Origin of the sequence: uncultured Jatrophihabitans sp., from assembly GCF_964244045.1 — a bacterium.
Lineage (GTDB): Bacteria > Actinomycetota > Actinomycetes > Mycobacteriales > Jatrophihabitantaceae > Jatrophihabitans.
This window is the reverse complement of sequence record NZ_CAXTHK010000017.1, coordinates 34,449-55,007: the sequence shown is the minus strand read 5'-3', so window position 1 is coordinate 55,007 and position 20,559 is coordinate 34,449. Positions and strand designations below refer to the sequence as shown.

General features: G+C 70.6%; 18 protein-coding genes. 15 read left to right on the top strand and 3 right to left on the bottom strand.

The genetic code is table 11. The features are described from left to right. Positions 1 to 73: 73 nt before the first annotated feature. The 5 genes from ACFFC4_RS13640 (at position 74) to rodA (ending at position 5,918) form a co-directional block, all read left to right on the top strand. A complete protein-coding gene (locus ACFFC4_RS13640) occupies positions 74 to 1,123 on the top strand; it encodes a rod shape-determining protein (RefSeq protein ID WP_375501800.1) in 1,050 nt (349 codons plus the stop codon). 12 nt (positions 1,124 to 1,135) lie between these two features. Next, positions 1,136 to 1,987 carry a rod shape-determining protein MreC gene (mreC, locus tag ACFFC4_RS13635; RefSeq protein WP_375501728.1) on the top strand — a complete coding sequence of 284 codons (852 nt, stop codon included), beginning with the start codon at positions 1,136 to 1,138 and terminating at the stop codon, positions 1,985 to 1,987. Positions 1,988 to 2,069: 82 nt separating this feature from the next. Then, positions 2,070 to 2,597: a hypothetical protein gene (locus ACFFC4_RS13630; RefSeq protein WP_375501726.1), complete on the top strand. Its 528-nt coding sequence runs from the start codon at positions 2,070 to 2,072 to the stop codon at positions 2,595 to 2,597. Between the two features lie 118 nt (positions 2,598 to 2,715). Then, entirely contained in the window at positions 2,716 to 4,743 is a 2,028-nt protein-coding gene (locus ACFFC4_RS13625; protein ID WP_375501798.1) for a penicillin-binding transpeptidase domain-containing protein, read from the top strand. Next, positions 4,740 to 5,918 (top strand): rod shape-determining protein RodA, encoded by a 1,179-nt coding sequence (gene rodA, locus ACFFC4_RS13620; protein ID WP_375501724.1) that lies wholly within the window; start codon positions 4,740 to 4,742, stop codon positions 5,916 to 5,918. Before ACFFC4_RS13625 ends, rodA begins: the two co-directional genes overlap by 4 nt. 5 nt (positions 5,919 to 5,923) lie before the next feature. On the opposite strand, the gene ACFFC4_RS13615 is transcribed toward rodA, so the two are convergent. Continuing rightward, positions 5,924 to 6,811, bottom strand: coding sequence for a DMT family transporter (locus tag ACFFC4_RS13615; RefSeq protein ID WP_375501722.1), 888 nt, complete (start codon positions 6,809 to 6,811; stop codon positions 5,924 to 5,926). 58 nt (positions 6,812 to 6,869) lie between these two features. Between ACFFC4_RS13615 and ACFFC4_RS13610 the strand changes: the two genes are divergently transcribed. Beyond that, positions 6,870 to 8,273, top strand: coding sequence for a M1 family metallopeptidase (locus ACFFC4_RS13610; protein ID WP_375501720.1), 1,404 nt, complete (start codon positions 6,870 to 6,872; stop codon positions 8,271 to 8,273). A 29-nt stretch (positions 8,274 to 8,302) separates the two neighbouring features. Further along, positions 8,303 to 10,213, top strand: a complete 1,911-nt coding sequence (locus ACFFC4_RS13605) for a TIGR03960 family B12-binding radical SAM protein (protein WP_375501718.1) — start codon at positions 8,303 to 8,305, stop codon at positions 10,211 to 10,213. A gap of 12 nt (positions 10,214 to 10,225) precedes the next feature. Here ACFFC4_RS13605 and ACFFC4_RS13600 read toward each other — a convergent pair whose 3' ends face one another. Both ACFFC4_RS13600 and ACFFC4_RS13595 read right to left on the bottom strand, forming a co-directional pair. Further along, complete coding sequence (locus ACFFC4_RS13600) at positions 10,226 to 10,429, bottom strand: cyclic nucleotide-binding domain-containing protein (RefSeq protein WP_375501796.1); 204 nt, start codon at positions 10,427 to 10,429, stop codon at positions 10,226 to 10,228. Between the two features lie 14 nt (positions 10,430 to 10,443). Next, on the bottom strand, positions 10,444 to 11,064 hold the full coding sequence (locus ACFFC4_RS13595) for a hypothetical protein (protein ID WP_375501716.1): 621 nt from the start codon (positions 11,062 to 11,064) through the stop codon (positions 10,444 to 10,446). Positions 11,065 to 11,544: 480 nt separating this feature from the next. On the opposite strand from ACFFC4_RS13595, the gene ACFFC4_RS13590 reads away from it, so the two are divergent. The 8 genes from ACFFC4_RS13590 (at position 11,545) to ACFFC4_RS13555 (ending at position 20,556) form a co-directional block, all read left to right on the top strand. Next, a complete protein-coding gene (locus ACFFC4_RS13590) occupies positions 11,545 to 12,321 on the top strand; it encodes a TIGR03936 family radical SAM-associated protein (RefSeq protein WP_375501714.1) in 777 nt (258 codons plus the stop codon). A 160-nt stretch (positions 12,322 to 12,481) separates the two neighbouring features. After that, positions 12,482 to 15,580, top strand: coding sequence for an Rne/Rng family ribonuclease (locus ACFFC4_RS13585; RefSeq protein WP_375501712.1), 3,099 nt, complete (start codon positions 12,482 to 12,484; stop codon positions 15,578 to 15,580). Positions 15,581 to 15,702: 122 nt separating this feature from the next. Further along, positions 15,703 to 16,014 carry a 50S ribosomal protein L21 gene (rplU, locus tag ACFFC4_RS13580; protein ID WP_375501710.1) on the top strand — a complete coding sequence of 104 codons (312 nt, stop codon included), beginning with the start codon at positions 15,703 to 15,705 and terminating at the stop codon, positions 16,012 to 16,014. 13 nt (positions 16,015 to 16,027) lie between these two features. Then, on the top strand, positions 16,028 to 16,273 hold the full coding sequence (rpmA, locus tag ACFFC4_RS13575; protein ID WP_375501708.1) for a 50S ribosomal protein L27: 246 nt from the start codon (positions 16,028 to 16,030) through the stop codon (positions 16,271 to 16,273). A gap of 76 nt (positions 16,274 to 16,349) precedes the next feature. After that, on the top strand, positions 16,350 to 17,783 hold the full coding sequence (gene obgE / locus ACFFC4_RS13570) for a GTPase ObgE (RefSeq protein ID WP_375501706.1): 1,434 nt from the start codon (positions 16,350 to 16,352) through the stop codon (positions 17,781 to 17,783). A gap of 67 nt (positions 17,784 to 17,850) precedes the next feature. Beyond that, complete coding sequence (gene proB, locus ACFFC4_RS13565) at positions 17,851 to 18,942, top strand: glutamate 5-kinase (protein ID WP_375501704.1); 1,092 nt, start codon at positions 17,851 to 17,853, stop codon at positions 18,940 to 18,942. 62 nt (positions 18,943 to 19,004) lie between these two features. Then, positions 19,005 to 19,283, top strand: coding sequence for a hypothetical protein (locus ACFFC4_RS13560; protein ID WP_375501702.1), 279 nt, complete (start codon positions 19,005 to 19,007; stop codon positions 19,281 to 19,283). 19 nt (positions 19,284 to 19,302) lie between these two features. Next, positions 19,303 to 20,556, top strand: a complete 1,254-nt coding sequence (locus tag ACFFC4_RS13555) for a glutamate-5-semialdehyde dehydrogenase (RefSeq protein ID WP_375501700.1) — start codon at positions 19,303 to 19,305, stop codon at positions 20,554 to 20,556. Positions 20,557 to 20,559 lie beyond the last annotated feature (3 nt).

Genomic DNA, 20,559 nt, shown 5'->3' with positions numbered 1-20,559 from the left:
TCGCCACAGGCTGTCTCTGCGTCGAATCTGGATTGGGTTGCCCGTGACGTTCACCCCGCTCGCTCGACGTGCGATGGCCTCGCGCGTCTCGCAGCGCGGCGGTGACCTGCTCGGCGGCGATCTGGCTATCGACCTCGGCACGGCGAACACGCTGATCTACGCCCGCGGTCGCGGCATCATGCTCAACGAGCCATCGGTCGTCGCGGTCGACATCACGACGAACTCAGTGGTCGCCGTCGGTGCCGAGGCCAAGCGCATGATCGGCCGCACCCCCGACCACATCCGCGCCGTGCGCCCCTTGCAGGACGGCGTCATCGCCGACTACGACGTCACCTCCGAGATGCTGCGCTACTTCGTGCGCAAAGTGCTGCGTCGCCGCGGCGCGCTGACCGGTCCGCGCATCGTGGTGTGCGTGCCGTCGGGCATCACCAGCGTCGAGCAGCGCGCGGTCAGCGAGGCCGCGTACGCCGCCGGTGCCCGCAAGGTGCACACGATCTCCGAGCCGATGGCGGCTGCGATCGGCGCCGGCCTGCCCGTCAACCAGCCGTCCGGGTCGATGGTGGTCGACATCGGCGGCGGCACCACCGAGGTCGCCATCCTCGCCCTGGGCGGGATCGTCGCCTCGACGAGCGTCAAGGTGGCCGGGGACGCGCTGGACACCGCGATCGTCGACTTTGTCCGGGCAGAATTCTCGCTGTTGGTCGGTGACCGGACGGCTGAGGAACTCAAGATCAGCGTCGGCTCCGCCTTTCCGACCTCCGGACCGAAGACGGCCGAGATCCGCGGCCGCGAGGTCAGCACCGGACTGCCGCGCAACGTCGCCATCTCCGCCGACGAGTTGCGCAAGGCCATGGACCCCCCCATCGTGCGCATCGTGGCCGCCGTGCGTGCGACGCTCGACCGGTGCCCGCCCGAGCTCTCGGGCGACCTCTTCTCCGGTGGCATCGTCCTCACCGGTGGTGGCGCCCTACTGCGCGGCATGGACGCCCGGTTGCAGCACGAGCTCGGCGTGCCCGTCCAGGTCGCCGAGCGCCCTCTCGATTCCGTGGTCCTCGGCACCGCGACCGTCGTCGAGCACTTCGACCAGCTGCACCGTGTCGTCGTCGACGGCCACCGACGCTGATCCCGGCTGCCCGTGCGTCAGCTCACCCGTCGGCAACGGACGTCGGCCCTCGTCCTCGCCGTCGTCGCGCTCTGTTTCATCACCCTCGACGTCGGCGGCGGCAGCCTGCGTGAGGCGCACAGTGGCGTACGCGGCACCCTCGGCTCGCTGTACCGCGGAACCGATGCGGTGCTCGGTCCGGTACGCGCCTGGCTGACGGGCTTGCCATCGGCCGGTACGAACCAGAGCAAGATCGACAGCCTGCAGCACGAGAACACTGTGCTGCGCGGACGCCTGAACGCGCAGGCCTCCGACCGGAGCACGAGCAGCCAGCTGGCCCGTCTGCAGCGCGCGGCCGACGGCACCGACCACACGCTGCTGCCCGCACGTGTCGTCGCGTTCGGACCCGGCCAGGGCTTCGACTGGACGGTCACCGTCGACGTCGGCACCGCGGACGGGGCCAAGGTCGGGCAGACGGTGACCGACGGGTCCGGGCTCGTGGGTCGGGTGCTGCACGCCGACGCGCATAGCTCGGTCGTGCTGCTCGCCGCGGACCCCGACTCGGGCGTCGGCGTACGCGACACCCGGACCGGCGAGATCGGCGTGGCCACCGGCAACCGCTACAACGGCCTCGTCTTCCAGCCGCTCGACCCCGAGGCGACCGTGCACGTTGGTGACCGGTTGATCACCGGGCCGACCGGCTCGAGCAGCTACGTCGCCGGCCTGTCCGTGGGCACGGTGACCGCCGTGCGGACCGCGTCCGACGGCTCCACCCACGCCACCGTGCGACCCACCTCGTCGCCCACCGCCGTCGACCTCGTCGGCTTGATCACCCAGGCCGCGACGACGGTCGCCGGCCGCGACCCGATCACCCCGAACCGATGACCCCCCCCTGGTCTGTGATCAACAGCGCCGAAACGTCGGGAACCGACGTTTCGGCGCTGTTGATCACCAAGGGGGTGGGGCGGTGACGCGCGGACGTGTCGCGGTGGCGGTGGCTGGCATCCTCACCGCGCTGCTCCTGCAGGCCGGCATCGTCGGCCCCGTCGTCGCGCCCTACGCGGTGAGCCTGCCGCTCGTGCTCGTGGCCACGGTCGGGCTCGTCGACGGACCGGCCACCGGACTGGGCTTCGGCTTCACCGCCGGGCTCGTCGCCGACCTCGGCTCGGCCCACCCGGCCGGCGTGTTCGCCCTTGTCTGGATGGGCGTCGGCCTGCTGTGCGGGCTGGTTGCCGACCGGCACAGCCTGCGCCGCGACGCCGTGACGGCCGGCGTCGTCAGCGGCGTCGGCAGCAGCGTCGCCACGCTCGTCCTCGCCCTCGTCAGCAGCCGGGCCGCCGCATTCGACGCTGTACGAGACCTCGTGCCCTCCGCGATCGGTGACGTCGTCCTGGCGTTCGCCGTGCTTGCGCTCGTGCGCCGCATGCTGCACACCGACGTGCTGCGCAAGCCGGCCGCCGTCTACACCGACCTGGCCGGCGTCGGCCGTGGCTAACGCGACGCTGGTTCGACCCGGTGCCCCGAGCGGTGGACGTCCGCCCCGCCCGCGTGCCTCCGCGCGCCGACCACCCACGCCCCGCCGGCTCGGCATCGTTGTCGCGCTCGTCGTGTCGATGATGTTGACGCTGTTCGCGCGGCTGTACTACGTCCAGCTGCTCGACCCGCACAAGCCGACCCAGACGGCGCAAGCCACGCACGACGGGGCCATCGTGCTGACCGCGCCGCGCGGCCAGATCGTCGACGCGCAGGGCCGGGTCCTGGTCGGCAACACCACCGTGCAGACGATCACCGTCACCCGCGACGTCCTGCAGCGGCGCGCCGACAAAGGGCAGGCCGTGCTCACCCGGCTGGGCGCTCTGCTCGGGACGACAGCGGCGAGCTTGGCGAAGGAGATCACACCCTGCTCGCCGAAGGTGTCCGCGCCGTGCTCCACGGGGCAGCCGTACGCGCCGGTGACGGTGGCGACCAAGGTGCCGACCAAAGTCGTGCTGGCCATCAGCGAGCACCGCGAGCTGTTCCCCGGTGTCTCGGTGGTCACCATCAGTCAGCCGACGTACCCGGGCGGATCGCTTGCCGCGCAGGTGCTCGGCTACACCAGCGACGTCACGGCCGGCGACGTCAAGAGTGACGCCAAGCTCAATGACGAGGACACCATCGGCGCGTCGGGCCTGGAGGAGCAGTACGACTCGGTGCTGCGCGGCACCGACGGAACGCAGTACGTGCAGCTCAACCCGCAGGGCCTGACCGTCGGCAGCGGCGACCGGGTGGCGGCGAGGCAGGGCAGCACGCTGGTCACCAGCATCGACGCGCGCCTGCAGGCATTGGCCGAACACTCGCTGGCCCAGCAGATCCGCGACTCCCGCAAGGCCGGCAAGCCGGCACCGTCGGGCTCCGTCGTGATCATGGACCCGAACACCGGACGCATCGTCGCCTTGGCCAGCTACCCGACCTACGACCCGTCGGTGTTCATCGGCGGCATCTCCGACGAGGACTACCGCACGTTGACGTCGGACAGCTCGGGCACCCCGCTGCTGAACCGCGCCATCGCCGGGGAGTACGCACCGGGTTCGACGTTCAAGCTGATCACGTCGTCCTCGCTGGTCACCCATCACGAGCTCTCGCTGAACAGGACCTACAGCTGCCCCGGCTCGCTGACCATCGACGGCCGGGTGAAGACGAACTACGACTCCGAGGTGCTCGGCAACATCACGCTGCGCGACGCGCTCGGCTACTCCTGCGACACGTTCTTCTACCGGCCCACCGCCGACGAGTACTACACCGATCAGGCGCGGCTGGCCAAGGGCAAGCCCGCACGCGAGTACCTGCAGCGGATGGCCGCCCAGTTCGGCGTCGGGCGTAGCCCAGGCGTCGACCTGCCCAGCGGCGAGCAGTCTGCCGGCAGCTATGCCGATCGTGAGACCCGCCTCGCACGCTGGCGGGCCAACCGCACGACGTACTGCGCCGAGGCCAAGCGCGGTTACCCCGAGGTCGAGAACCCGACCGACCGCGCCTACCTGACACTGTTGGCTTCGCAGAACTGCACGGACGGCTGGCGCTACCGGGCCGGTGACAATGCCGACATGTCCATCGGGCAGGGCGAGACGACGATGTCGCCGCTGCAGCTGGCCATGGCCTACTCAGCAATGCTCAACGGCGGCAAGATCTACGAGCCGACGTTCGGCTGGGGCGTCGTCGGGCCCGACGGCAAGGTCGTCGAAACGATCACGCCGAAGGTGCGCAACACGGTGCCGGTCAGCCAGAAGACCATGAACTACATCGCCAATTCGCTGTCCTTCAGCCGCGGGTACGCGGTGTCCGGCGCGTTCGCCTACATCGGTTCCAAGTACCAGAACAAGCTCGGCGGCAAGACCGGCACCGCAGAGGTCTACGGCAAGCAGGACACGTCCTGGCTGGTCAGCTGGGGCCCGACCTACAAGGACGCCAAGGGCAACACCCGTGCGCACTTCGTCATGGCCGGCATGATCGAGCAGGCCGGCACCGGCGCCACGGCTGCCGGGCCGATGGAGAAGCGCATCTGGGACGGCATCTTCGGTGTCAACGGCGCCCAACCGATCATCGCCGGTGGTACGCCCGAGACCACGTTGCCGACCATCGCCCCCACCACCGGGACGCACAAGTGACCCTTGCCGCTCGCGACCCACGCGCACCCTTCGTTCTCACGCCGATGGCGTTGCCGCTCGAGAAGCGGGCGCGGGGTTACGACATTCCGCTGGCCGTCATCACGCTCGCCCTGGCCCTGATCGGCAGCGTGCTCGTGTGGGCCGCCACCCGCGACACCCAGGAAGCGCTAGGCGGCAACCCGCAGTCGTTCCTGTACCGGCACCTGGTCAACATCGTGATCGCTGCCGGCCTGCTGCTGGCCGCCTCCCGCGTCGACGCCCGGTTGCTGCGCCTGGTCGGCCCGCTCGTCTATTTAGCGAGCCTCGGCGGCCTGCTGCTCGTCATGGTTGCGGGCACCACGGTCAACGGTGCGCACGCCTGGATCCGCCTCGGCAGCAGCGTCGAGATCCAGCCCGCCGAGTTCATGAAGCTGGGGCTCGTGGTCGGCATGGCCGTGTACTTCACCCAGCGCGCCGAGCAGCGCGATGACGATGGTTCACCCACGACGCACGACGTCGTACTGGCGCTCGGGCTGATCGCGGTGCCCTTCGCGCTGATCATGCTGCAGCCCGATCTCGGCTCGGCGATGGTGCTGTCGTGCGCGGCGTTCGGTGTCCTGATCACCGCGGACGTGCCGGCGCGGTGGACGATCGGGCTGATCGTCGTCGGCGTGCTGGTGTCCGTCCTCGCGGTGAAGGCCGGGCTGCTGGCCGACTACCAGCTGGCCCGCTTCCGCGAGTTCGCCAACCCGGGTCACGACCTGAAGGGCGACGGCTACAACGTCGCACAGGCCCACATCGCCATTGCCAACGGCGGGCTGTTCGGCAAGGGGTTGTTCCACGGCCCGCAGACCAACGGCGGCTACGTCCCCGAGCAGCAGACCGACTTCGTCTTCTCGGTTGCGGGCGAGGAGTTCGGGCTCGTCGGTACGGGCGCCATCGTCGCGCTGTTCGGCCTGCTGTGTTGGCGGGGCCTACGCATCGCCCGGGACAGCGATGCGGTGGGCCGGCTGATCGCCACCGGAATTGTCTGCTGGTTTGCTTTTCAGGCCTTCCAGAACATCGGCATGAACCTGGGTCTGATGCCGGTCACCGGCGTGCCGTTGCCGTTCGTGTCCTACGGCGGCTCGTCGATGTTCGCCCAGGCGCTGGCCGTCGGGCTGCTGCAGGCCGTGCACCGGCGCAGCGTGGCCTGAGCCGGTCAGCCGTCGGCGGGTGCGATCTTGCCCCGTCCGGTGAGGGTGGCCCCGGCGCTCGCGGCGATCACCAGGACGAGGGCGATCACCAGCACCGCAGTGAGATCCTGGCCCAGGACCACCACCCCGGCCAGCGCCGCGACCGCGGGTTCGACGCTCATCAGCAGCCCGAACACGGCCGTGCTCAGCCGCCGCAGTGCGACGAGCTCGAGCGTGTACGGGATGAGTGACGACAGCACAGCGACGCCGAGACAGGCGCCGAGGACGCCGGGGGACAGCAGGGCCGTGCCGCCCTGGACGATGCCGGCCGGCAGTACGAGGGCGGTGCCGAACGACATGCCGATCGCCAGTGCTTCGAGGGCGCCGAAGCTGGTGCCCACCCGCTTCATGAGCAGGATGTACGCGGCCCAGCACGACGCTGCGACGAGCGCCAGCACCACCCCGATCGCCTCGACCCCCTGATCGCCGCTGCGGGTGGCGAGCAGGACGACGCCGGCCGCCGCGAGGGTGACCCAGAGCACGTCGAGCGCGCGCCGCGAACCGGCCACCGCGACGGCGAGCGGCCCCGTGAACTCGATGGTCACCGCCACGCCCAGCGGCAGGTGGTCCAGCGCCTCGTAGAACGACCAGTTCATCGCCGTCAGGGCCAGGCCGTAGGCGCCCACCAGCCTGATCTCGCCCCGGGTGCGCCCGCGCAGGGAGGGACGGGCGACGACGAGCAGTACGAGCGCGGTGAACAGCACCCGCAGAAAGGCCACCCCGCCCGGTCCGGCGTGCGCGAAGATGCGGTCGGCGAACGCCGAGCCGATCTGGACGGACGTGACCGCGCCGAGCAGCAGCACCTGCGGCGGCACCGAATCGGTGCGCGGGCGCATGAGCGGGCGGACGGTCACCCGGCCATCCTGCCTCTCCAACTCCGCGGTCGGGGATGGACGTGACAGCATGCCGCTCATGGGATCCGCCCGACGTGTTCTTGCACTGTTGCTACCGCTCGCGTTGCTGTCCGCGACGCTCACTGCGCCGGCCGCGGACGCGAGCTCGCCGCGGCCGGGCAGCCGGTACGGGGGCGATCCGTACTTCCCCCGGCAGGGCAACGGCGGGTACGACGTCGGCTCGTACACCTTGGCCATCCGCTACACACCGGCCACGAAGCACCTCGTGGGTGTAGCCACCATCCGGGCGCGCAGCACCCAGGCGCTGTCGCGCTTCGACCTCGACCTGCGCCGCAATCTGCAGGTGTCGTCGGTCCGGGTGGACGGGCGCGCGGCCGCCTTCGTGCAGCCGGCGAAGCTCGTGCAGGAACTGGTCGTCACGCCGGGGCGCGTCATCGCCAATGGGCACACGTTCACGGTCGTCGTGCGCTACGCGGGAACGGCCAAGCCGATCACCGATCCCGACGGCTCGCTCGACGGCTTCATCACCACCGGCGACGGCGCCTTCGTGGCCAGCGAGCCGCAGGGGTCGCCGACGTGGTTCCCGGTGAACAACATCCCGCGCGACAAGGCCACCTACCGCGTGTCGATCACCGTGCCGCGCGGGCTGAAGGCCGTGTCGAACGGGCGCCTCGTCGGTGTCACTCGGTACGCGAAGACCACGACCTGGCGTTGGGCGCTGGCCACGCCCGTGTCGGACTACCTGATCACCGCGACGATCGGCAACTTCACCGTCCGTACCGGCCGCACCCCGTCGGGCATCCCGTACTACCTCGCCGTGGCGCCGCAGGAGAAGCAAGCCTTCACCGTGCTGCGCAAGCTCCCGGCCATCGTCGAGTACTTCAGCAGCGTCTTCGGTCCCTACCCCTTCGCGCAGACCGGCGCCATCGTCGACCATGCGCACAAGGTGGGTTACGCGCTAGAGACCGCGTCCCGCCCGCTGTTCGACCGCTCGCCCAGCGTCCAGACGCTGTCGCACGAACTGGCGCACCAGTGGTTCGGCGACGGCGTGTCCGTGCGGAAGTGGCGCGACATCTGGCTCAACGAGGGCTTCGCCGAGTTCTCGTCCTGGCTCTGGGACGAGCACGCAGGCATCAAGACGGCCGCCAGGCATCTGGACGAACTGCTGGCCATCCCGGCTTCGAACAAAGACGAATGGAACCCGCCGCCCGGCCGGCCCGGCTCGGCGAAGCAGATGTTCGCCGACTCGGTCTACGACCGCGGCGCCGGCACGCTGCAGGCGCTGCGCGAGAAGCTCGGTGATCCTACGTACTTTCGGATCCTGCGCGGCTGGGTCGCCGCCCACCGGCAAGGCAACGCCACCGTCGCGCAGTTCACCGCCTACGCCTCCCGAGTGGCGCACCGCGACCTGACGTCGTTCTTCCGGACCTGGCTCTACGAGCCCGGCAAACCCAAGGTCTGAGGCCGCGCCGGCACGTAGAGTGGTATCCCGTGCCCGTTGAGTCGCTTTTTCCCCTCCTGGAACCCTTGCTCCCTCGGGTCAGCAAGCCGATCCAGTACGTCGGTGGCGAGCTCAACGCCCGAAGCAAGGACTGGGACTCGGTGGCGCTCCGCTGGGCGTTGATGTACCCCGACGCCTACGAGGTCGGCGTCCCGAATCAGGGCGTCCAGATCCTCTACGAGGTCATCAACGAGCGCGACGACGCGCTGGCCGAGCGCACGTATGCGGTGTGGCCCGACCTCGAGGCCTTGCTGCGCGAGCACGGCATCCCGCAGTTCACCGTCGACAACCATCGCCCCGTCGGTGCATTCGACCTGCTGGGGCTGTCCTTCTCGACCGAGCTCGGCTACACGAACATGCTCACCGCGCTCGATCTCGCCGGCATCCCGCTGCGCGCCGCCGACCGCGACGAGACGCATCCGATCGTTGTGGCAGGCGGGCACGCGGCGTTCAACCCCGAGCCGATCGCCGACTTCATCGACATCGCGGTGCTCGGCGACGGCGAGCAGGCCGTCGGCGTCATCACCGAGATCGTCAAGACGTGGAAGGCCGATGGGCGCCCCGGTGGCCGCGACGAGGTATTGTTGCGCCTGGCCGCCACCGGCGGCAACTACGTGCCGCGCTTCTACGACGTCGGTTACCTCCCCGACGGCCGGATCGCTGCCGTGAGGCCGAACCGACTGGGCGTCCCCGAGCGCGTCAGCAAGCACACGGTCATGGACCTCGACTCCTGGCCGTACCCGAAGACGCCGCTGGTCCCGCTGGCCGAGTCGGTGCACGAGCGGATGTCGGTCGAGATCTTCCGTGGCTGCACCCGTGGCTGCCGCTTCTGCCAGGCCGGCATGATCACCCGTCCGGTACGCGAGCGCAGCATCGACGGCATCGGCGAGATGGTCGCCCGCGGCCTGGCCGCCACCGGCTTCGAGGAGGTCGGACTTCTCTCGTTGTCGAGCGCCGATCACTCCGAGATCGGGCCGCTGACCAAGCAGCTGGCCGATCGGTACGCCGATCAGAAGGTCGGGTTGTCGCTGCCCTCGACCCGCGTCGACGCGTTCAACATCGACCTCGCCAACGAGATCAGCCGCAACGGCCGCCGCTCGGGGCTGACGTTCGCCCCCGAGGGCGGCAGCGAGCGGCTGCGTCGCGTGATCAACAAGATGGTCAGCAAGGACGACCTGATCAACACGGTCAGCACCGCGTACGGCAACGGCTGGCGGCAGGTGAAGCTCTACTTCATGTGTGGCCTGCCCACCGAGACCGACGAGGACGTCCTGGAGATCGCCGAGATGGCGCACGATGTCATCCGCGCCGGGCGTGAGGCAGCCGGGCACAAGGACATCCGCTGCACCGTGTCGATCGGCGGGTTCGTCCCCAAACCGCACACCCCGTTCCAGTGGGCCGCGCAGGCCTCGCCCGAGGTCGTCGACGCCCGGCTGGCCAAGCTGCGCGCGGCGATCAACTCGTCCAAGCTCGGCCGCAACGTCGGCATGCGTTACCACGACGGCGAGCCGTCGATGGTCGAGGGCCTGCTGTCGCGCGGCGACCGTCGGGTCGGCGCCGTCATCGAGCAGGTGTGGCGCGACGGTGGCCGCTTCGACGGCTGGTCCGAGCACTTCTCCTACCGCCGCTGGATGGATGCCGCCGCAGCGGCCGGCATCGACATGGACTGGTACACGACCCGCGAGCGCGACGGCGACGAGGTCCTGCCCTGGGACCACCTCGACTCCGGGCTCGACAAGCAGTGGCTCTGGGACGACTGGCAGGACGCGCTGGGTGAGTTCGAGCAGGACGACTGTCGCTGGACGCCATGCTACGACTGCGGCGTGTGCTCGAACATGGGCACCGACATCCAGATCGGCCCGACCGGCCGCTCGCTGCTGCCCCTTCTGCCGAAGGCCTGACGCCGCCGCAGGTCAGGACACCCGCGGGCGGGTCAGGTGCTGCGCGGCGACGTCCTCGGCCAAGGCACGGGCGTCGGCGACCGCCCCGACCGCGGCCACGAAGCTCGGGCGCGACACTGCCCACAGCGCTCCGTCGGTCCGGGCTCGCACGGTCGCGGTCCGGGGCACGTCACGCAACAGGGCGATCTCGCCGAAGGCGTCACCCGGGCGCTGGATGCGGGCGTACTCGACTACCTCATAACCAGGCTGCCGGCTACCCCGGCCAGGGTGGCGCCGTGCAGCCCCGACACCGCCAGTGCCACCCCGAACGTGAGCGCCCCGACCAGCAGGGCCAGGCCGTAGCCGGCCCTGCGCACCACCAGCAGCAGGACGCCGCTGCCCGCCAGGCCGCCGGCACCCCACACCGCGTAGAGCAGCCCGGGGCCGCCGGAACCGAGATGCAACGGGCCCATCGCCAAAGCCACCAGCTGGACGTCACTGGTGCCCTCGAGCAGCAGCAACCCCACGAAGATCGCGAGTGGGGCGTGCAGCATCCGCGACCTGCGTACCGCGCGCAGCCCGGCGAGCGCGCCGGCCAGCTCGTCGTCGGGGGTGTCCACCTGGGTCGCCACCACGGCCGGCAACGACGACGTCAGGGCGGCCGCCAGCAGGACGAGTCCTTCGGCGACGGCGATTACCTGACCCAATCGGAGAGCGGCCAGGAGCAGGCCGCCGACGCCGGCGCCGAGCAGGAAGCCGGCCGAGTCGACGACGTTCCACAGCGCCGTCGCTCGGGTGACCTCAGCCGGCGTCCGGCACAGGGCAGCACAGGGCAGGCAGCAACGATTCCAGCGACGGACGGACCGCCGCACCGGCGACGCTGGCCAGCGCGCAGGCGACAACGACGCCGGCCGTCGGCCCGATGCCCAGAACGATGGCCCCGGTCATGGCGTAAGCAGCCGCGCACAACGCGCTGCTGGTGGCGACGAGGCGGCCCGCGATCGAGATGGTCGGAGAGCGCGCCCCCGCCGGGTGCGGCGAGCAGGGCCGGAACCAACCGCGCCACGCTGACCACCGCGATGCCATTGGCGCCGCCTCGGTGGTACGCGAAGACACCGACCGACACCGTGAACATCCACAGGGCACTCGACGAAAGCAGCCAGCAGCCCAGCACGCGCCCAAGCGGTCCAAACGCAGCGGTGCGGTGGCGGGAGACGGCCAACGGTCTCACGCGCGCCATGCTCCCGAGTACGAGCCGGTGACCACCACTTTGCGCAACGCGTCGCTTTCGCCGCTGCGTCCCCGGACCCCGTGTCGCCCGTCGCGCCCTGGTCGTCTGCGACCCTGGTGGCATGGCCCGCCGCGTCCCAGAAGGCCCACCGCCCCCGCCGACGGTGCAGCGGTTGCGCCTGCGCTACGCCAAGCGCGGACGGCTGCGGTTCACCTCGCATCGGGACTTCGCCCGGGCCTTCGAGCGGGCTCTGCGGCGCGCCGAGATCCCGATGGCCTATTCGGCCGGCTTCTCGCCGCACCCGAAGATCAGCTACGTGGGCGCCGCGCCGACGGGCGTGGCCAGCGAGGCCGAGTACCTCGAGATCGGGTTGGCCCGAGAGATCGACCCTGAGGCCGTGCGCAGTGCGCTCGACGCGGTGCTGCCCGACGGGCTTGATATCGACGAGGTCGTGGTCGCCGGACCCGGTTCGCTGGCCGAGCGGATGCACGCCTCACGCTGGCGCATCGAGTTGCCGGGCGTCTCCGTGACACAGGCGCAGGCTGCCGTCGAGACCTTCCTGGCCACCTCGCAAATTACCGTCGAGAGGATGACCAAGTCCGGCCGGCGCGAGCTCGACACCCGTGCGCCGGTGCTGTCGATGATCGTCCTAGCAGCCGTGCCCGGTGTGGCTGCAGCCGGTGATCTGAGCGAACGTGCGATACTGGTCACGGTCGTGCGACAGGTGACCCCTACCGTGCGGCCCGACGATGTCGTCGTCGCATTGCGCGACGTCGCCGGTCTCGCCCCGACCGGGCCGCCTATCGCGGCCCGCCTGGCGCAGGGACCGCTCGACGACGCCGGTGAGATCGGTGACCCTCTGGTCACGGATCGAGACCAGGCGACGACACCGCCGTAGCAAGTCGCCAGCGCACGACCGACCGGGCCGCGGAGCGACCCGACGCAGACTTCGCGGGCAGCGCCGATTCGTCGCCGCGGCCCCGACACAACCGCCTCTGTGCGGTCGCGTACCGCGAGAGCGGGCGCGCCCGGAGGCCGAAACGGAGTGACCCGAGCACATGCTCGACACCGACAGCACCGACGACTCCACCCCATCCGACACCACCACTGCTGAGACCACCGGCGATTCGCCGGTCGCCGACGCCCCCGCCGGGCGTGTCACACGCAAGCGAGCAGCGCGCAAGGCAACAGCCGCTGCCGGTCCGCCGCCGGTCGACGCCGCACCTGCCGAAGGACCGGTCGCAGACGCTCCGGCACCGCGTAAGAGGGCGCCTCGAAAGGCGGCCGCCAAGGCCGTCACCATTACCCCCGAGGCGCCGGCCGACATCGTCGCCGACGCGCCGCCCGCTGAGGCCGCGCCGGCCAAGAAGGCCGCCCGCCGCAGCCGCACCAAGTCCGTCGTCCCCGAGACGCACCCGGCCGACGCGGCCGCTCCCGCGGCCGGCAGCGAGGCCGACGGCTCGACCAGCACCGCAGCCACGCTGGACTTCACCTCACCGGCCCTGGCGCCGTCCAAGAAGGCCACCCGCAAGCGCGCGTCCAAGAAGACCGCCGCTGCACCTGTCGACGAGACCTCAGGCAGCACGATCACCGCGGATGCGGTTGCGGGCGACATCGGTGAGCCGGGCGAGTCCGCATTGGTTGCGCCGAGTGTTCTGTTCGTCGCTCCCGCCGTCGACGCCCCGGCCCCACGCCGCCGCCGGGCGGCCAAGAAGACCGCCGCCCCGCTCGAGCCGCCCGCCGACGAGGCTGCGGTCACCGACGAGGCTGCGGTCACCGACGAGGGTGCGGTCACCGGCGAGGCGACAGTCGACGCCGACGGCAGTCTCGACGAGTCCGACCTGGCCGCTGTCGAGGACGTCGCCGATCCGGACGACGTGCGCGAAGCCGCGATCGAACAGGCCAACGGCGCTCGTCGCCGTCGTCGCCGGGGCCGCCGTGGCCGCGGCGGTGCCAACCGCGCCGATGACGCCGAGGACGCCACAGACGGCGACGCGGACGAGCCGATCGTGGATGACACCGACACCGACACCGACGCCGAGGCCGAGGACTCCGACTCCGACGACACGGATGCCGACGCCGGCGACGACTCCGCCGAGCAGTCCGGGACCAGCCGGCGGCGTCGCCGCAGGCGACGTTCCGGGACGGGCGGCGACTCCGACAATGCGGGCGGTGGCACTGACGACCCGCCGAACACCGTCACGCACGTCCGCGACAGGAAGGGCCGCGGGTCAAGTGATGACGGTGGCTCCAGTGCAGCCGGCGACGACGGCGTGCGCGGTATCAAAGGTTCGACCCGTCTCGAGGCCAAGCGTCAGCGCCGCCGCGACGGTCGGGACACGACGCGCCGCCGCGCCCCGATCCTCACAGAGGCCGAGTTCCTCGCCCGCCGCGAGGCCGTCGACCGGGTGATGGCCGTCCGCCAGGCCGGCGACCGCACCCAGATCGCCGTTCTCGAGGACGACATCCTCGTCGAGCACTACGTCACCCGGGCCAGCGCGACGTCCTACGTCGGCAACGTCTACCTGGGCCGCGTCCAGAACGTCCTGCCGAGCATGGAAGCTGCCTTCATCGACATCGGCAAGGGCCGCAACGGCGTGCTCTACGCCGGTGAGGTGAACTGGGACGCCGCCGGTCTCGACGGCAAGTCCCGCGCGATCGAGCAGGCGATGCACTCCGGTGACTCCGTCCTCGTGCAGGTCACCAAGGACCCGATCAGCCACAAGGGCGCCCGGTTGACCAGCCAGGTGTCGCTGCCCGGCCGCTTTGTCGTCTACGTGCCCGGCGGCGGCATGACCGGCATCAGCCGACGGCTGCCCGACGCCGAGCGGCACCGCCTCAAATCGATTCTGAAGAAGATCGTCCCCGACGAGGCCGGCGTCATCGTGCGCACCGCGGCCGAAGGCGCGTCCGAAGAGGACCTCACCCACGACGTCGAACGGCTGCAGGCGCAGTGGGAGCAGATCCAGAGCTTGGCCGAGCAGAAGAAGTCGGCGCCCGTCCTGCTGCACGGCGAGCCTGACTTGGCCATTCGTGTTGTGCGCGACGTGTTCAACGAGGACTTCAAGCGGCTGGTCGTGCAGGGTTCTGACGCCTGGGACACGGTCTCGGAATACGTCGGCGGCGTGGCCCCCGACCTCGCCGCGCGGGTGTCCAAGCACGTCGGCAACAGCGACGTGTTCCACGACCTGCGCGTCGACGAACAGTTGATGAAGGCCCTCGACCGTAAGGTCTGGCTGCCCTCGGGCGGCTCGCTGGTGATCGACCGCACCGAGGCTATGACCGTCATCGACGTCAACACCGGCAAGTTCGTTGGCTCGGGTGGCAACCTCGAGCAGACCGTCACCCGCAACAACCTCGAGGCGGCCGAGGAGATCGTGCGCCAGCTGCGGCTGCGCGACGTCGGTGGAATCGTCGTCATCGACTTCATCGACATGGTGCTCGAGTCGAACCGCGAGCTCGTACTGCGGCGCCTCACCGAATGCCTCGGTCGCGACCGCACCAAGCACCAGGTCGCGGAGGTCACCTCGCTCGGTCTCGTGCAGATGACGCGCAAGCGCGTCGGCGAGGGCCTGCTCGAGGCGTTCAGCGAACCGTGCGAGCACTGCCACGGCCGCGGGGTCCTGATTCAGCAGGAACCCGTCGAGCAGAAGAACGGCGGCTCGTCCGACGACGAGGAGCGCGGTGCCGGGCGCAGCAAGCGCCGTCGCGGCGCAAAGGCCGGCGCCAGCGAGCCGGTCGAGGCGGTCGAGCCGCCGATGACCGACGAGCAGCGCCAGGCCGCCAATGCCGCCATCGCCGCGATCCACAAGGCGGCCGCTCTCGAGCGGGCCGCCGGCGCCGCACCGGCCGACGACGGCGTGGTCGCGACGTTGGCGACCGATCTCGTCGCCGCCGCCCGGGAGGCCGAGGCAACCGACGTCGAGGCATCTGCTGTCGACGCACCTGCTGCCGAGAACGACGCAGTCCAGGAGCCGGCCGCGGCCGACGTGCCGGTGGTCGAGCTGGAGGCGGCCGCGGTGGCTGAGGGGCCGACCCCGGCGAGCCAACCGGAGGACCCTGCGCCGCATCAGGACATGAACGGTGCCGTGCCCGCCGGGCGTCGGCGTCGACGGGCGGCCAGTCGGCCGGCCGGGCCGCCCGTCGCCACACCGTGACGGGCACGGCGAGCTCAGCAGGCGTTTTGCCTGCGCAGCCCGCCGTGACGTAATCTGGACGACGGCCCATCGCGTGGTGGGCCGCTCGTGTGTCAGCAGCAGTTCAAGGAGTGGATCCCGCGATGTACGCCATCGTCAAGACCGGCGGCAAGCAGTACAAGGTCGCCGAAGGCGATGTGATCGAGGTCGAGAAGCTCGATGCCGCGCCCGGCGCCGAGGTCGCGCTAGCCGCGATCCTGCTGGTCGACGGCACCGCCGTCACCCATGAGGCCGCCAAGCTGTCGGCCGCCAAGATCACCGCAGAGGTCGTGGCCCAGACCAAGGGCCCGAAGATCCGCATCCACAAATACAAGAACAAGACCGGTTACCACAAGCGACAGGGTCACCGTCAGCGGCTGACCCAGCTGAAGGTCACCGGAATCAGCGCGAAGTAGGGAGTGGCACACCATGGCTCATAAGAAGGGCGCATCCAGCTCGCGTAACGGTCGCGACTCCAACGCGCAGTACCTCGGCGTCAAGCGTTACGGCGGCCAGGTCGTCAAGGCCGGCGAGATCATCGTCCGCCAGCGCGGCACCAAGTTCCACCCGGGCGTCGGTGTCGGCCGCGGCAAGGACGACACCCTGTTCGCTCTCGAGGCCGGCGCGGTCGAGTTCGGCGCCAAGCGCGGCCGCAAGACCGTGAACATCGTCTGAGGTAATCCGCCCACCCCGGACCCCCATGAAGCTCGTAGACCCATGAAGTTCGTAGACCCATGAAGTTCGTCGACCCATGAAGTTCGTCGATAGGGTCGTCCTGCACCTCGCTGCTGGTAACGGCGCGCACGGCGTCGCGTCCATCCACCGGGAGAAGTTCAAGCCGCTCGGCGGCCCGGACGGCGGCAACGGGGGACGTGGCGGTGACGTCGTCCTCGCCGTCGACACCAACGTCCACACGCTGCTGGACTTCCACCACCACCCGCACCAGAAGGCCGGCAACGGCGGCCAGGCTGCCGGTGGCCACCGCAACGGTGCGCACGGCTCGGACCTGCGCCTGCGCGTTCCGGATGGCACCGTCGTGCTCGACGAGAACGGCGACGTGCTGGTCGACCTCACCGGGCCGGGCACCGAGTTCGTCGCGGCCCGCGGCGGGCAGGGCGGGCTCGGCAACGCCGCCCTGGCCTCCACCAAGCGCAAGGCCCCGGGATTCGCGCTGCTCGGCGAGCCGGGCGAGGAACGGGAGCTCGTCCTTGAGCTCAAGAGCGTGGCCGACGTCGGCCTGGTCGGTTTTCCGAGCGCCGGGAAGTCCTCGCTGATCGCTGCCCTGTCGGCCGCGCGCCCCAAGATCGCCGACTACCCGTTCACCACGCTCGTGCCGAACCTCGGCGTGGTCAGTGCGGGCACCACCACCTTCACCGTGGCCGACGTGCCCGGCCTGATCCCCGGCGCGGCCGCGGGGAAGGGGCTCGGCCTGGACTTCCTGCGCCACGTCGAACGCTGCGCGGTGCTGCTGCACGTCCTGGACTGCGCCACCCTCGAACCCGGCCGCGACCCGCTCAGCGACCTCGACGCGCTGGAGTCCGAGCTCTCGCAGTACGAGGGCACGTTCGGCGAGCTGCTCGAGAAGCCCCGCCTTGTCGCCTTGAACAAGATCGACGTGCCGGAGGGCAAGGAACTCGCCGACCTCGTGCGCCCCGACCTCGAGGCCCGCGGCCTGCGGGTGTTCGAGATCAGCGCCGTGTCGCACGCCGGGCTGCGCGAGCTCACCTTCGCGCTCGCCGCCGCGGTCCAGGCCGACCGTGCCGAGCGCGCGCTGCCCGAGTCGCCCCGCATCGTCCTGCGGCCGCGCGCCGTCGACGACGCGGGGTTCACCGTCAGCCCCGATCCCGCCGAGCCGGGCGGGTTCATCGTGCGTGGCGAGAAGCCCGAACGCTGGATCCGACAGACCGCCTTCGACAACGACGAGGCGGTGGGTTATCTGGCCGACCGCCTCGCCCGGCTCGGCGTCGAGAAGGAACTCGCCAAGCAGGGTGCCGAACGCGGCGCACCGGTGACGATCGGCGACGTCAGCTTCGACTTCGAGCCCACCGGCGGTGTCGATATCGAGGACTGGGCGCCGGGACGGCGTGGCACCGACGAGCGACTCGACACGTCCACCCGGTCGCGCGCCGACGAACGGCTCGCGGCCAAGAAGTCGCGCCACACCGGGCAGTGGGACGAGGAATGACCGGCCTCCGCTTCGTTCCGGCCGCCAGAGGCCATGCCCATTCGTCATTCGTTCACTGCGTTCGCTCATGAGCCGTGCGGCGATCGCCGAGGCCCGCCGAACGGTGGTGAAGGTCGGCTCGTCGTCGCTGACCTCCCGGGGCCGGCTCGCCCCGGACCGCCTCGATGGGATCGTCGACGCCGTTGCCGCCCGTCGACAGGCCGGCCAGCAGGTCGTGCTCGTGTCCTCAGGCGCTATCGCGGCCGGGATCGGCCCGTTGGGATTGCGCTCGCGCCCCCGCGACCTGGCCACCCAACAGGCCGCGGCGAGCGTCGGCCAGCAGCTGCTCGCCGAGCGCTACGCCGCGTCGTTCGCCCGCTACGGGCTGATCGTCGGCCAGGTGTTGCTCACCGCCGACGACCTGCATCGCCGTGGGCACTACCGCAACGCCGAGTCGACGCTGGAGCGGCTCCTCGCGCTCGGCGTAGTCCCGATCGTGAACGAGAACGACACGGTCGCCACCCACGAGATCCGCTTCGGGGACAACGACCGGCTGGCGGCGCTCGTCTCGCATGTCGTGCAGGCCGACGCGCTCGTGCTGCTCACCGATGTCGACGGGTTGTACACCGGCCAGCCGGGACGTCCCGGCGCCGAGTTCATCGCCGAGGTCGAGTCGATGGCTGCGCTGGCCGGGGTCGACGTCAGCCGTTCGGGCAGCCACGTGGGTTCGGGGGGGATGACGACCAAGATCGACGCCGCCGCCATTGCGACCAGCGAGGGCATCCCGGTGGTGTTGGCTGCCGCGTCGCGCATCGACGACGCGTTGCGTGGCGCCGCCGGCACGTTCTTCCACGCGGCCGGCGACCGCACGACGTCGCGGCTGTTCTGGCTACGGCACGCCACCACGCCGCGCGGTCGCCTGCTGCTCGACCAGGGTGCGGTCACCGCGATCGTGCAGCGACGGACCTCCCTGCTGCCCGCCGGCGTTGTGGGCGTGACCGGCGAGTTCTACTCGGGCGAGCCCGTCGACCTAGTCGGACCCGACGGAGTACCGGTCGCCCGGGGGCTGGTCGGCTATGACGCCGCTGACCTCCCGCCCCTGCTCGGGCACCGTACCAGCGAATTGCCCGCCGAGTTCCGGCGCGAACTCGTCCATCGCGACGACTTGGTCGTGTTGTGAGTCGTGTCGACACGGCACGCACAGTCGTGAGGCGTACGCCGTAAGCGGGTATCGACTGGAGCATGAGCGACGCCAGCCAACGCCCCGTCACGCCTCCGCCACCAGCCGCCGCGCCGGCCAAGCAGAAGCGCAGCATCTCGCCCGGACAGATCATCGCCGGCATCCTGTTCGTCCTGATCGTGATCTTCATCGTCGAGAACACCGAGAACGTGAAGATCCGGATCATCGCCGGCCCCAAGGTCAACGCGCCGGTTTTCGTGGCGCTGCTCATCGCTGCCGTCGTCGGGGCGCTCATCTCGGCGTTGCTGCAGTACCGGCACAAGCGCAGGTCGAAGAAATAACGCCCGTATCCTGTCGGACATGAGCGAGCCGTCCGCCGACGTCCGGGCCGTAGCGGCTCGTGCGCGAGATGCTGCGGCGGAACTGGCGCCGCTCTCGCGCGCGGCCAAGGACGCGGCCCTGCACGCGATGGCCGACGCCCTCGACGCAGCCACCGAGGCAATCGTCCAGGCCAACGCCGGCGACGTCGAAGCCGGCCGCGCAGCCAGGATGGCCGACGGCCTGCTCGACCGCCTTGCACTCGACGCAGCCCGGGTGGCTGCGATGGCTGACGGGCTGCGCGACATCGCAGCGCTGCCCGATCCGGTCGGTGAGGTGCTGCGCGGTTACACCCAGCCCAATGGGCTCGAGATCCGCCAGGTGCGCGTGCCGTTCGGCGTGATCGCGATGATCTACGAGGCCCGCCCGAACGTTACCGTCGACGCCGCCGGGCTGGCACTGAAGTCCGGCAACGCCGCTCTGCTTCGTGGGTCAGGGTCGGCGTTCCAGTCGAACACTGCGCTGGTCGAGGTACTCGCCGGCGCGGCCGAGAAGGCCGGCCTGCCCCGCAATGCGGTGCTGCAGGTGCCCGGCACCGACCGTGCCTCGGTCGACCACTTGCTACGGGCCCGCGGGCTGGTCGACCTCGTCATCCCGCGCGGCGGGGCCGGGTTGATCCAGCACGTCGTCGAGAACGCCACCGTGCCAGTCATCGAGACCGGCGTCGGCAACGTGCACGTCTACGTCGACGCCGCCGCCGACCTCGACGTCGCCGAGCGCATCGTCGTGAACTCCAAGACCTCGCGGGTCAGCGTGTGCAACTCCGCCGAGACCCTGCTCGTGCACCGAGCGGTGGCCGAGGAGTTCCTGCCCCGGATCACGGCCGCCCTGCAGAGCAGGGGAGTCGTCGTGCACGGCGACGAGGCCTTCGCCGAGCTCGACGGCGTGCTCGTCGCCACCGACGACGACTGGGAGCGCGAGTACCTGTCCCTCGACATGGCAGCCCGCGTCGTCGACGACCTGGACGAGGCCATCGCGCACATTCGCCGCTGGTCGACCGGCCACACCGAGGCCATCGTCACCCGCGACCTCGCGGCGGCACGTCGCTTCACCGCTCGCGTCGACTCGGCGGCGGTCATGGTCAACGCCTCGACCCGCTTCACCGACGGCAGCGAGTTCGGCTTCGGCGCCGAGATCGGCATCTCGACGCAGAAGATGCACGCCCGCGGGCCGATGGGCCTGGCCGAGCTGACCTCGACGAAGTGGATCGTGACCGGCGACGGCCACTGCCGGTAGATC